Here is a 13,518-nt window from a genome sequence, read left to right as displayed (position 1 = left end):
CAACACAGATCGGTTAAAGATCAACCATAGTTGATTTTATCCACACTACTTAAGTTACACCTAACTATATGACTAAAATTTCAAGTGTTTTTTCACCTTCGAACCCCTGTTTATTCATACATACCCGCGCCAATTTGCAAGTTTCTCTAACCAAGCTGTGGATAACCTTTTAATTGATGATCTTTCACTCACAACGATCATTCTCTCTACAGTCGTAATTTTCGTTCACTGAGTTACAATGAGCCCACTTTCCACACTGTTGCAATACCAATGAAGCCTGAACCGACCACAGAACAAGAACTGCTTGAACGAGCAAAAAGCATCGCAGGTGTTAGCTTTGCCGATCTAGCAGAAGAAGCCGAGATCGAAGTTCCACCGGATCTTCGTCGTGATAAAGGCTGGGTTGGACAGCTATTAGAGTGGCACTTAGGGGCAACGGCAGGCAGTAAACCGACTCAAGATTTTGAGAAGCTCGGAATCGAGCTAAAAACCATTCCAATTGGGTACTCAGGAAAACCATTAGAAACGACCTTTGTTTGTGTCGCACCACTAATTGGCGTTCATGGTCTCACTTGGGAAACAAGCCATGTTCGCAATAAACTTTCCAGAGTGTTGTGGATTCCAGTGGAAGGCGAAAGGGAGATCCCATTAGCGGAGCGTTGCGTCGGTTCGCCTTTGATCTGGTCGCCAAGCATCGAAGAAGAGCAACAACTTAAAGCTGACTGGGAAGAACTGATGGAGCTCATCGTACTAGGGAAAGTCGAGCAAATTAACGCTCGTCATGGCGAGGTTTTGCAGCTACGACCTAAAGCGGCGAACAGCCGAGTTTTGACCGAAGCCTATGGAGCAAGCGGTAAACCAATAAAAACGCTGCCAAGAGGATTCTATTTAAGAACTCAATTCACAGCGCGTATTTTGGAAAACCATTATCTTTAGTGCGTGGTAAGCGATAGCTCCACATCATGATACAGAGGGCCGTCACTCGCTCCACATTCATCATAAGCGTTATGTAAACGTAGGTATGCTCGTTCCACACCCAGCCTCAGTAACTCCTCTTTGACTAGCTCTAGCGAGTCGAAGTGCACGGGCTCATCATCAATCTTGATTGGCTCTATTTTGTGCTTATATTCAACGGCTAATAGATACTGGGATAAGTCTGAACAACCAATAACAAACACCTTGGGTGGCTGATAGCTGTCTTTATGATGACCATGAATCCACTTATCTAACTGACTTTTTTGCATAGCTCACCTCCAATAATCAGTATTAGCCAACTTTGCAAAATTTGCGAATTTGTTACCCCTCGCTCTTTTCTAATCATACTCAAATCCCCTATAGTGGGATCACATACCCGTAACGACAAGGAAGATCGATGCAATACAACAAGTTACCCCATTCCACTTTGGAAGTGAGTAAGATCTGTCTTGGCACCATGACGTTTGGTGAGCAAAATACTGAGCAAGAAGCTTTTAGCCAGCTTGATTACGCACTTGAACGCGGTGTGAATTTTATTGATACCGCAGAAATGTACCCTGTGCCGCCGAAAGCGAATACTCAGGGATTAACCGAGCAGTACATTGGAAACTGGCTTACCAAATCAGGTAAGCGAGAAAAAGTGGTGTTAGCCACCAAGGTTGCGGGTCCAAGAAACATCCCTTATATCCGCGAAAACATGAGTTTAGATCGGAAAAATATCCATCTTGCGATTGATGATAGCCTGAAACGGTTGCAGACCGATTATGTTGATCTTTACCAACTGCATTGGCCGCAGAGGCAAACCAACTGTTTCGGTCAACTGAACTACCCCTACCCTGACGCTCAGGAAGAGGTGACTTTAATTGAAACGCTCGAAGCGCTCGCTGAGCTAATTAAAGCAGGAAAAGTCCGCTATATCGGTGTTTCCAATGAGACGCCGTGGGGTGTAATGACTCTGCTTCGCTTAGCGGAAAAGCACGAACTACCAAGAATTGTCTCGATTCAAAACCCTTACAACTTACTCAATCGAAGTTTTGAAGTGGGTTTGTCTGAAATAAGCCACTATGAAGGCGTTCAGCTGCTTGCTTATTCTCCACTCGCGTTTGGCTGTCTAAGTGGTAAATACCTAAATGGAGCCCGTCCGGAAGGAGCTCGATGCTCTCTATTTGAACGATTTGTTCGTTACTTTACTCCTCAAGGAGAACAAGCGACACAAGCGTACGTCGATCTCGCAAGGCAACACGGTTTAGATCCGGCGCAAATGGCGTTGGCATTTGTTAACCAAAGGCCGTTTGTCGCATCCAACATCATTGGCGCGACAAACTTGGAACAGCTTAAATCAAATATTGATAGTTTAGATGTCGTATTAACAGATGAGTTGCTTCAAGGGATTCAAGAGATTGGGACGACTTACTCCAATCCTTGTCCATAATCTGTCGTTGCAGAAATAGCGGGGCAGGTGAAGCGCCTGCCCCTGAGATTACGTTGGTATTCGCGCACTGAGTACACGACGAAGATGACGAATACGACGTTCGGCTTTGACGCTATCTGGTTCCGTAAATCCTATTGGACGACCATCTTGCTCAAGACCGATATCACGTAGCAAATGCTCGTTGTTCCAAGGTAAGTCGTAGGCACTACGACGTAGTTTACGTTTCCAATCACGCTCTTCTCGACGTAGATCCGCTTTGACCAAAAGAGTGGCAAGTTTTAGGTATACAGAATGACTCATGAGTTTTCTCCAGTTGAATTTGAAGCTGGGAAAAGATCAACGAATCATGAGATCAAGAATGTTTTAATTCGCTGCTTTTCCGCAGCCAATTAAAAAAAGGATACGGATTAATTACATGGTTTTATCTAGTTTTCGATCGGCTACAAACGTGTTGCGTTTAATAGCATCCATTGCGGGAATGGTTTGATCGACAGACGCACAGATAAATGATTGAACAGTGAAATGTTTCATTGTGCGCCTCCTAGCTAATGTATTAATCCAAATATTTTGATGGGTTTGAGCCTTAGCTCATGGTTAAATTCTATTCATATCAGGTGATATTTCAACCACCTTTCTGCATAAAATTTCAAAACAAATTTTTAACCTAAAAACAACCGGTTTGAGCTTTTGATTATAAGATATTCAGCCAAGGAATATTGCATGTGCAATAGATCATATCGGTAATATAAATAAAGCCGCGCTATCTCTAGCGCGGCTTTTTATTTATAAATCAATCAGCTATGCAGGTATGTCTGAAATTAGGTTGTGTTTGTTTAACAATCGATACATGGTTGCACGCGATACACCTAGCTCTTTTGCGGCCATCGACACCTGACCAGAGTGAGACTCTAGCACCAACAACAAGGCATCCCTTTCACTACGCTCACGAATACTCTTTAAGCTACGGCGGCTATCACTACGCTTAGGTAGATCTAGATGTGGCTCGTCAAGCATCACGGTATCTGACATCAGCACAATACGCTTGATCTGATTCATCAGTTCGCGGACATTACCAGGCCAATGATAACGGGTCATGGCACGTGCTGCTTCTTCAGTAAAACTGCGCGCTTGGGCATTGTACTCTTTTGAATATTCCTGCAAGAAGTGACGGGCAAGAATAGAGATATCCCCAGCACGTTCTTTTAGACTCGGAACATTAATACGCAGCACATTGATGTAGTGATAGAGCTCTTCGTTAAAATCACCATCAATCAAAGCTTTTTCAATATCTGCAGAGTTCGCCGCTAAAACGCGCACATCCACTTCCTTACGACCTGATGCAGTGTCTACCATCCCCTCTTGGAGGAAACGCAATAAATTAAACTGCTGCGAACGAGGTAAGGTGAGAATATCGTTGAGTAATATCGTACCGCCATCCGCTCTCTCTAGAATTGACGGCTCGCTCATATCATCACGATTAATTCCGAATAAATCACTCTCTATTCGACGCTCCGACATAGCGCGGCAGTTAACCGAGATAAACTCTTTGTTTGCTCGCGCAGAGGTACGATGGACGGCACGGGCAACGGTTTCTTTACCTGTGCCATTTTCTCCATAGATTAAGATACTGACATCAGTAGGACCAATGCGCTTAATCTGATCACGTAGACGCTTAACAGGGATAGAGTCACCAATTAATCCCATGTCACTTTGATTGCCGTAATGTGGCCAAACTTTTTTCTCAAGTTTCAGCATGCCTAATTGGTGACCAATGGTGCTGAGCAACTGAGCATCAGGAATTGGAGCGGTAAAAAAGTCGATACAGAAGTTAACGATAAATTGGCAAATAGTATCTGAGCTTAATTGAGACTCACGAATGAAGGCTAACCAGCGTACCTGTTTGTGTTTACTCACCAAGTTAGCAATACCATTGAGACTGAACTCATCATGGCTGAGATCAACAATACCGATACAAGGGCCCGTTTCAGTAAACAGTGCATCGGCTTTGCGTAAATCACCACACTGAGTACATCTCCAACCTACTTGCTCTAAAACTGACAGCCAAGGCTCATAGGTTCCTCCCACTACAACCAACGAACCTGGAACGGAATCCATCCGGAATTGACTACCCATGAAGCTAGTTCCTTTTTATTGATAATGTAAATGCTGTGCGCGTAAACACACATAAAATTGTATGTGGTTACATTATAGAGACTTACAGAGATAATCTGTCTCAAATATAAGACTAGCGGGGGAATCGCACTTTTTCCATGCGTTGTGAGAAGCTACTCGAAAAAAACTTTCTTTGCTAAGTAACTCAATTGCTTAGCAAACAGTGAAGAGATTGACTGGTTAGACCAATACTAGAGGAAAAAACCAACTTTAGCTGTAGGTGACTAAACGCAAAAAAGTCACCCGAAGGTGACTTTTTAAATTATGTTGTTTGCCTACAGCTTAAGCTTGAGGGCGCATCGCTGGGAACAGAATCACGTCACGAATAGTGTGCGTGTTAGTAAACAGCATTGCTAGACGGTCGATACCGATGCCTTGACCTGCTGTTGGCGGTAGACCGTGCTCTAGTGCAGTGATGTAGTCTGCATCGTAGTACATCGCTTCGTCATCACCTGCGTCTTTGGCGTTAACTTGCGCTTTGAAACGCTCGTCTTGGTCTTGTGCATCGTTCAGCTCAGAGAAGCCGTTTGCAACTTCACGGCCACCGATAAAGAACTCAAAACGGTCAGTGAAGAACGGGTTGTCATCGCTACGACGTGCTAGAGGAGAGATGTCCGCTGGGTAGCCAGTGATGAAGGTTGGTTGAATAAGCTGAGGCTCAGCTGTTTCACCAAAGATCTCTTCTAGAAGCTGGCCACAAGTCCAGAACGTTTCTACTTCTACGTGTACAGATTTCGCGATTGCTACCATCTTGTCACGGTCTTGTAGGTCTGCTTCTGTTAGCGCTTGGATCTCAGCGTGCTCAGGGTTGTAGTGCTTGATCGCATCAAACATGCTCATACGAGCGTACTTACCACCGAACTCAACGGTTTCGTCACCGTAAGGCATAGAAGTCGAACCAAGAACGTCCATCGCTGCTGTGCTTAGCATCTCTTCAGTCAGATCCATCAGATCTTTGTAGTCAGAGTACGCTTGGTAGAATTCCATCATTGTGAATTCTGGGTTGTGGCGTGGAGATAAACCTTCGTTACGGAAGTTACGGTTGATCTCGAATACACGGTCAAAACCACCCACTACTAGGCGCTTGAGGTAAAGCTCAGGTGCAACACGTAGGTACATGTCGATGTCTAGCGCGTTGTGGTGAGTGATGAATGGACGAGCCGTTGCACCACCTGGGATCACGTGCATCATTGGCGTTTCAACTTCTAGGTAGCCTTTCGAGCTCATGAAGTTGCGGATTGAAGATACTAGCTTAGAACGCACGATAAATGCGTTGCGAGAATCTTCGTTCACGATTAGATCAACGTAACGCTGACGGTAACGCATTTCTTGGTCAGTCAGGCCATGGAACTTCTCTGGAAGTGGGCGAAGTGCTTTAGTTAGCAGCTCGTAAGACTCCATGTTCACGTAAAGGTCGCCTTTACCTGATTTGTGAAGTGCACCTTTAACACCGATGATGTCACCAATGTCTAGGCCTTGGTATTTCTCTTTCAGCTCTTTTTGAACATCTTTTGCAGCGTATGCTTGGATACGGCCAGATGTTTCTTGAATAGCTAGGAATGGACCACGTTTAGCCATAACACGACCAGCGATTGCTACAACATGGTTAAGCTCTTCTAGCTCTTCCTTCGTCTTTTCACCGAATTCCGCTTGAAGATCGCCAGCTAGGTGCTCACGACGGAAGTCATTTGGGTGGCCGTTTGCTTTGCAGCTCTTACGGATATGATCCAATTTAGCGCGGCGCTCAGCAATTAACTTGTTCTCTTCTTGTACGTTCTCGTTTTGAACAGCATCAGTCATTTTCGATGTATCCTGTTTTCGTTAGTAACGATAGTTTTTTCGGTGAAAAGCTTATAGACCTGATTTCAGGCTAGCTTCGATAAATTTGTCTAGGTCGCCATCTAGAACCGCTTGAGTGTTGCGATTTTCAACGCCGGTACGTAGATCTTTGATGCGCGAGTCATCCAGTACGTAAGAGCGGATTTGGCTACCCCAACCGATGTCAGATTTCGCATCTTCGTTCGCTTGCTTCTCTGCGTTCTGCTTTTGAATCTCTAGTTCAAAAAGCTTCGCACGGAGCTGCTTCATCGCTTGGTCTTTGTTCTTATGTTGAGAGCGATCGTTCTGACATTGAACCACAGTGTTAGTAGGAACGTGAGTAATACGAACCGCTGATTCCGTGGTGTTAACGTGCTGACCACCCGCACCTGAAGCGCGGTATACGTCGATACGTAGATCAGAAGGGTTAATATCGATCTGAATGTTGTCATCAATCTCTGGGTAAATAAACGCAGAAGCAAACGATGTATGACGGCGGCCACTTGAATCGAATGGCGATTTACGAACAAGACGGTGAACACCAGTCTCTGTGCGCAACCAACCGTAAGCGTACTCGCCAGAAATCTTAACCGTTGCACCTTTCAGACCCGCAACTTCACCTTCTGACACTTCGATAACTTCGGTCTTAAAGCCTTTAGCTTCAGCCCAGCGCAAGTACATGCGTAGCATCATTGAAGTCCAGTCTTGCGCTTCTGTACCACCAGAGCCTGACTGTAAATCGATATAACAGTCTGAAGCATCGTGGTCGCCAGAGAACATACGACGGAACTCAAGCTTTTCTAGTTTAGCTTCAAGCTCAGCCAATTCTGGTTCAACTTCATCGAAGGTTTCTTGATCTTCTTCTTCAACAGCAAGTTCTAAAAGACCTTCAACGTCTTCAACACCTTGCTCAAGTTGATCAATCGTTTCAACAACCGCTTCTAGTGAAGAACGTTCTTTACCTAGAGCTTGTGCGCGCTCTGGCTCGTTCCATACATCTGGTTGTTCTAGTTCTGCGTTGACTTCTTCTAGACGCTCTTGCTTGGCGTCATAGTCAAAGGTACCCCCTCAGGACATTTGTGCGCTCAGACACGTCCTTTAGGCGGTTTTTAATTGGATTGATTTCAAACATGTTTGCTCAACATTTATGAGTAGAATTTAACCGGAGAATTCTACTGAAAAATGTGACGAAGATACAGGAATATTTTATTGGCGAATAAAAATGCTTGAATAGAAAAAATCCCCTGTCACGCCTTACGCAACAGGGGATCTTTGATTCAAAAAAGTTGCTTTATTATGCAGCTTCTTCCGTTAGCGACTGTTGTTCTGACTTACCAACAAAAAACATACATGCAATCGCAACTGCCGTTGGCATCAACCACCCCATACCAACATCAAACAGCGGCAGCATGCTCAGTGCTGATACGTCGACACCTGCAACTTTTGCCGCATCAATCAGTGCAAACAGTAATGAGACCAAAATAACCACACGATAAGCCACTTGTGGATTTGGTAGCTTTTTGCGCACAAACGTCAGTGCCACTAGCGCAATCGCTACTGGATATAGTGCAAATAGCACAGGCACAGATAGAGAAATTAGCTGTGATAGACCAACATTTGCCACAGTTGCACAAGCAACACCAATGATCACTACCCATGCTTTGTAAGAAACTGGCGTGATAGAACTGAAGTAATCAGAACAAGCAGAGATAATACCGATAGCCGTGGTCAAACATGCAAGCAGTACAATCACAGACAGCACAATCTGACCATATGGACCAAATAGAGACTGAACGTACAGGCTAAGAATCGCACCACCGTTGTCAGCACCAGCAGCTACTGCGGCACTAGTTGCGCCTAGGTAGAACAGTGATACATAGACAAAGACTAAGCCCGTTGCAGCGACAAATGCTGCGCTAATCAGGTACTTCGCCGTCGCCTTTTGATCATCTACACCTTTTTTACGCAGTGCATCTACGATAAGCCCACCAAACATCAGCGAGGCAAAAGTATCCATGGTGTTGTAGCCTTCAAGGAAACCTTTTTGTAGAGGATGCGTCAGGTACTCTCCTTGCGCAGCGATCATTTCACCTTGCGGATCAATAAATACCGCAGCCGCAAGCACAATCAATCCCAAGAAAAGAACTGGAGTCAGGATTTTACCAATCACATCGATCAACTTGCCCTGAGACCAGGCAAAAAACATCGCAACAACAAAGAATAGGATAGAGAAAACCGTCAAATGCATTTGCGCCGCATCGATAAAGAAGGGCTTAACTGCCATTTCGTAAGCGACAAGACCTGTACGAGGCGCTGCAAATGCAGGACCAATAATGATAAAAATCAGTACCGCAATAGTCATCGCCACGCGCTTTGGCAAATCTTTGGTTAAGTGCTCCCAAGAACCACCAGCAACCGCAATTGCAACGATAGTAATAAGAGGTAGACCTACTGCCGTTAGTAGAAAACCTGTCATAGCAGGAATTAAGTTTTCTCCGGCTAATTGGCCAGCCAAAGGTGGGAAAATAATGTTACCTGCACCCAAAAAGAATGCGAAAAGCATAAAGCCTACCGCAATAATATCTGTTAGTTTTAAAGTCTGATTCACTGTCGACCCTTTACTTATAATTTAATAGATGTTGTGTTTGCTGAGTGATACGAACGTGCGCTCACTCTATAAAATTAAGGCGCGCATGATGACGAAATCCTTATCACCTCGCAAGCTCAAGGCTAAAAACACCATAAAAATTTATAACTCGACCTAAAAATCAGCACACATCACCAAGATCAATAAAAATACCAGTTTAATAAACTAGTCAAAATCCACTACACATTGGACACAAATAGCACAAAAAACCAAACAATCGCGTAACAACAGATCAATTAACTCAAAAACCAACCGAACTCCGACAAACATAAAAGTTATGAAAAAAACAAAAGACTTCGATTTCAAACAATTTAGCATTTATGGCGGCCTTTCAGGCATGCCTGTCAGTACTGACGGAGTACTGCTAGGTGCATGGACTAACTTAGAAAATGCGGAGTCTTTATTGGATATTGGAACGGGGACAGGTTTGCTAAGTTTGATGTGCGCTCAACGTCATCTTTCACTGACTATCGAGGCGATTGACATAGATGACAATGCTATCGAAGCGGCGAGTATAAATTTCGCACGCTCACCTTGGACGCAACGATTAACGCTCCATCAAGGTGATGTGCTTACGTACCAATTTCCAAAACAGTTTGATCGCATCATATGTAACCCTCCTTACTTCAATACAGGTGAGCAAGCGAGCAACATTTCGCGCGCAACGGCTAGACATACAGATACCTTAACTCATCAAGCGTTGCTTGCGCGATGTAAGCAGTTACTGACCAGCCAAGGTAAAGCAAGCTTTGTACTACCTAAAATAGAGGGAGATCTGTTCATTCAGTTAGCGGCAGAACAAGACTGGCATATCAGTCGACAATGCCAAATCAAGCCTACTGAGCGTAAACAGGTCACTAGGCTGTTGATTGAACTGACTAAAACAGCAACGAATACGATTGAAGAATCCCTGACTATTCATAGTGATGGAGGCTATAGCGATGCCTTTATCGATTTGACGAAAGACTTTTATCTTAAGATGTAAAAATAACGTGTGATCCTTGTCACCGAAAACTCTATAATACGTCCCCTTAAATTTATTGTTCACACCAACTGGCTTGTGGAGACATCATAGTGATCAGAAATTTTGCTGAATTAGAGTTAGACCCTAACCTACTCCTCGCAATCGAAGAAATGGGTTACGACCGCCCAACGCAAATTCAAGCTGAAGCCATTCCACAAGCTTTAGATGGCCGCGATATTTTAGCTTCCGCACCAACGGGGACAGGTAAAACCGCAGCGTTTGTCTTGCCTGCTCTGCAATATTTGCAAGACTTTCCTCGCCGTAAACCGGGGCCTGCACGCATTCTAATTTTAACGCCAACTCGTGAGCTCGCAATGCAGGTTGCCGATCAAGCACGCGCACTGGCTAAGCACACTAAGCTCAATATCTTCACCATTACTGGTGGCGTTCAGTATCAAGAGCACGCTGAAATCTTAGGTAAAACTCAGGATATCGTCGTCGCGACGCCAGGACGTTTGATGGAGTACATCAACGCTGAACGTTTTGACTGTCGAGCGATCGAATGGCTGATCCTAGATGAAGCTGACCGCATGCTAGACATGGGCTTTGGCCCAACCGTTGACCGCCTATCTGCTGAGTGTCGTTGGCGTAAACAAACTTTACTCTTCTCAGCGACGCTAGAAGGTAAAGGTGTTGAAGGTTTTACTGCAGACCTACTTAAAGAGCCTGCAGAGATAGACGCAGAGCCTTCACGTCGTGAGCGCAAAAAGATTGCCCAGTGGTATCACCGTGCCGACGATATGACGCACAAGCTTGAGCTACTGAAAAAGATCATCAACGACCAAGCTGAGCGTTCAATCGTATTCCTAAAAACTCGTGAGCGCTTATCAGAGCTACGTGTAGAACTTGAGAAAGCACAAATCCCTTGTGCATGGATCCAAGGCGAAATGCCTCAAGATCGCCGTAACAATGCGATTGCCCGCTTCCGTGATGGCAGCGTCAATGTTCTTCTAGCCACCGATGTTGCTGCTCGTGGTATTGACCTTCCAGATGTTAGCCACGTGATCAACTACGATATGCCGCGCAGCGCTGACGTCTATCTGCACCGTATCGGCCGTACCGCACGTGCAGGTAAGAAAGGTAACGCTATTTCACTAGTAGAAGCACACGACCAACCAATGATGGATCGCGTTGCTCGCTACGTAAAAGAAGAGATCAAAGAGCGCTTCATTAAAGAGATGCGCCCTAAGCACAAGAAGCCGACATTCAAGAAAAAGAAAAAAGACGACAAGAAAAAGTCTGTCGCTAAAGGCAAAAAGAAAGTCGCTAAGAAGAAGAAATAGCTAGAGAGCTAGAGAGCTAGAGAGCTAGAGAGCTAGAGAGCTAGAGAGCTAGAGAAATTTGGAGGGTTGATGTGCGAGCATCAACCCTCTTTGTTTGTGAACGCTTCGCTAATGATATGGGATGCAGGTAGCGGGAGATGGGAACGGACTTCGTCCTACGGATAACTGGATAACTGGATAACTGGATAACTGGATAACTGGATAACTGGATAACTGGATAACTGGATAACTAAAGTTGCTCTCTTGTGGCAGAGGAATCAACCCTCGCTTTCCAGAAGGGCGAAGCCCGATCCCGTTTTCCATAGGGCGCAGCCCGTTCCAGCCTTCCACAGGACGAAGTCCGTTCTAACCCCTAGACAAAAAAATGCCGTCTTAACTAAGACGGCATTTATACAACTGAGATTATCACTCCATCTTCAAAGCATTTGTTGTGAGTTTACGCAGTCAACACCGCTATCGCAGCAAAGGCGAAGAAGATTAGTGTTCGCGGGTGGCGCGGAATTCTACTTCTGGAAAACGCTCTTTCGCTAGATTCAGGTTCACCATAGTTGGTGCGATGTAAGTTAGGTTATCACCACCATCTAGCGCTAGGTTGGTTTGGTTCTTACGCTGGAATTCATCCAGTTTCTTACCATCTTCACACTCTACCCAGCGTGCAGTTGCGACGTTTACGCTCTCGTAGATCGCTTCTACGTTGTATTCTGCTTTCAGGCGCGCTACAACGACGTCAAACTGAAGCACACCTACCGCACCTACGATTAGATCGTTGTTTTGTAGCGGGCGGAATACCTGTACTGCACCTTCTTCAGAAAGCTGAACTAGACCTTTTAGTAGCTGCTTCTGCTTCAGTGGATCTCTAAGGCGAATACGGCGGAATAGCTCTGGTGCAAAGTTAGGAATGCCTGAGAACTTCAGCGCTTCACCTTGAGTAAAGGTATCACCAATCTGGATTGTACCGTGGTTGTGTAGACCAATAATATCACCTGCATAAGCGTTTTCTGCACGTGAACGGTCACCGGCCATGAAGGTTACCGCATCAGAAATATTGATTTGCTTACCGATACGCACGTGATTCATCTTCATACCTTGCTTGTAGGTACCCGATACAATACGCATGAAGGCAATACGGTCGCGGTGCTTAGGATCCATGTTTGCTTGGATCTTAAAGACGAAACCTGAGAAGTTTTCTTCTGTTGCTTCTACAGAACGCTCGTTAGCTTCGCGTGTTTGAGGTGCTGGCGCCCACTTAGTAAGACCTTCCAACATATGGTCAACACCAAAGTTACCTAGTGCAGTACCAAAATAGACAGGTGTTAATTCACCTTGCAGGAACAGCTCAAGATCAAACTCAGGACAAGCCCCCATGACTAACTCAAGTTCCTCACGGACACTTTCAGCAAGGTCTGCGCCTACTGCTTCGTCTAGCTCTGGATTATCAAGCCCTTTGATGGTGCGTACTTCTTGAATCTCATGACCGTGGCCAGATTCATAAAGAATCGTTTCATCACGGTGAATGTGATAAACCCCTTTAAACTCTTTACCACAACCGATTGGCCAAGAGATAGGTGCACACATCATACCTAGCTCGCTTTCAACCTCGTCTAGGACTTCCATTGGGTCACGAACATCACGGTCTAATTTGTTCATGAAAGTGACGATTGGTGTATCACGTAAACGTGTTACTTCCATCAGTTTGCGAGTACGGTCCTCGACACCTTTCGCTGCGTCGATTACCATCAAACAGGAGTCAACCGCCGTCAGTGTACGATAAGTATCTTCCGAGAAGTCTTCGTGTCCTGGGGTATCGAGAAGGTTTACCAAACAATCGTTGAACGGAAACTGCATTACAGAAGTTGTTACCGAGATACCACGCTCTTTCTCCATCTCCATCCAGTCAGATTTTGCGTGTTGAGCTGAGCCACGGCCTTTAACAGTACCCGCTGTTTGGATTGCACGTCCGAACAATAGTACTTTTTCTGTAATCGTGGTTTTACCCGCATCCGGGTGCGAGATAATAGCGAATGTTCTACGTTTAGACACTTCGCCTAGAAATGGAGTATTTGACATGAAAGGTTCTTCTTCTGTCTAAGCGCTAGAGAAGGCAAGAAATACCCTAGCGTAAATGGTCGATTCAATTTTGCGCGGTATTTTCGCTTATAATGGACTG

At 45.0% G+C, this 13,518-nt stretch carries 11 protein-coding genes; 4 read left to right on the top strand and 7 right to left on the bottom strand.

Going from position 1 to position 13,518, the window contains the following annotated elements; genetic code table 11:
• Positions 1 to 270: 270 nt before the first annotated feature.
• Complete coding sequence (gene mutH / locus LYZ37_RS02565; RefSeq protein ID WP_272786326.1) at positions 271 to 936, top strand: DNA mismatch repair endonuclease MutH; 666 nt, start codon at positions 271 to 273, stop codon at positions 934 to 936.
• Here mutH and LYZ37_RS02560 read toward each other — a convergent pair.
• The gene (locus LYZ37_RS02560; RefSeq protein WP_004744865.1) at positions 933 to 1,244 is read right to left on the bottom strand and encodes a DUF6482 family protein; all 312 of its coding nucleotides are present in this window, start codon (positions 1,242 to 1,244) and stop codon (positions 933 to 935) included. The two genes, mutH and LYZ37_RS02560, sit on opposite strands and share 4 nt — an antisense overlap.
• Before the next feature lie 128 nt (positions 1,245 to 1,372).
• Between LYZ37_RS02560 and LYZ37_RS02555 the strand changes: the two genes are divergently transcribed.
• Positions 1,373 to 2,407 carry an NADP(H)-dependent aldo-keto reductase gene (locus tag LYZ37_RS02555; RefSeq protein ID WP_272786325.1) on the top strand — a complete coding sequence of 345 codons (1,035 nt, stop codon included), beginning with the start codon at positions 1,373 to 1,375 and terminating at the stop codon, positions 2,405 to 2,407.
• A 48-nt stretch (positions 2,408 to 2,455) separates the two neighbouring features.
• Here the strand turns inward: LYZ37_RS02555 and LYZ37_RS02550 are convergent, their stop codons facing one another.
• The 5 genes from LYZ37_RS02550 to brnQ all read right to left on the bottom strand — a co-directional run bounded on the left by LYZ37_RS02550 (position 2,456) and on the right by brnQ (position 9,005).
• Complete coding sequence (locus LYZ37_RS02550; protein ID WP_004744867.1) at positions 2,456 to 2,707, bottom strand: hypothetical protein; 252 nt, start codon at positions 2,705 to 2,707, stop codon at positions 2,456 to 2,458.
• Between the two features lie 498 nt (positions 2,708 to 3,205).
• Positions 3,206 to 4,540 carry a cyclic-di-GMP-binding transcriptional regulator VpsR gene (vpsR, locus tag LYZ37_RS02545; RefSeq protein ID WP_171325725.1) on the bottom strand — a complete coding sequence of 445 codons (1,335 nt, stop codon included), beginning with the start codon at positions 4,538 to 4,540 and terminating at the stop codon, positions 3,206 to 3,208.
• A 321-nt stretch (positions 4,541 to 4,861) separates the two neighbouring features.
• A complete protein-coding gene (gene lysS, locus LYZ37_RS02540) occupies positions 4,862 to 6,379 on the bottom strand; it encodes a lysine--tRNA ligase (RefSeq protein WP_171325726.1) in 1,518 nt (505 codons plus the stop codon).
• A 51-nt stretch (positions 6,380 to 6,430) separates the two neighbouring features.
• Positions 6,431 to 7,529 (bottom strand): peptide chain release factor 2 gene (gene prfB / locus LYZ37_RS02535; RefSeq protein ID WP_100225195.1). Its coding sequence is split into 2 segments (ribosomal slippage): positions 6,431 to 7,453 and positions 7,455 to 7,529, totalling 1,098 coding nucleotides; the frame shifts between segments, so codons are not numbered across the junction.
• A 162-nt stretch (positions 7,530 to 7,691) separates the two neighbouring features.
• A complete protein-coding gene (gene brnQ, locus LYZ37_RS02530; protein ID WP_272786324.1) occupies positions 7,692 to 9,005 on the bottom strand; it encodes a branched-chain amino acid transport system II carrier protein in 1,314 nt (437 codons plus the stop codon).
• A 316-nt stretch (positions 9,006 to 9,321) separates the two neighbouring features.
• Between brnQ and LYZ37_RS02525 the strand changes: the two genes are divergently transcribed.
• Entirely contained in the window at positions 9,322 to 10,029 is a 708-nt protein-coding gene (locus LYZ37_RS02525; RefSeq protein ID WP_272786323.1) for a tRNA1(Val) (adenine(37)-N6)-methyltransferase, read from the top strand.
• 89 nt (positions 10,030 to 10,118) lie between these two features.
• Complete coding sequence (srmB, locus tag LYZ37_RS02520; RefSeq protein ID WP_004744874.1) at positions 10,119 to 11,351, top strand: ATP-dependent RNA helicase SrmB; 1,233 nt, start codon at positions 10,119 to 10,121, stop codon at positions 11,349 to 11,351.
• Between the two features lie 477 nt (positions 11,352 to 11,828).
• Here srmB and prfC read toward each other — a convergent pair whose 3' ends face one another.
• Complete coding sequence (gene prfC, locus LYZ37_RS02515) at positions 11,829 to 13,418, bottom strand: peptide chain release factor 3 (protein WP_004744875.1); 1,590 nt, start codon at positions 13,416 to 13,418, stop codon at positions 11,829 to 11,831.
• Positions 13,419 to 13,518: the final 100 nt, after the last annotated feature.

It is taken from the genome of Vibrio tubiashii (assembly GCF_028551255.1).
In the GTDB taxonomy this organism is placed as follows: Bacteria; Pseudomonadota; Gammaproteobacteria; order Enterobacterales; family Vibrionaceae; genus Vibrio; species Vibrio tubiashii_B.
This window is presented reverse-complemented; position numbering and strand designations above follow the sequence as displayed.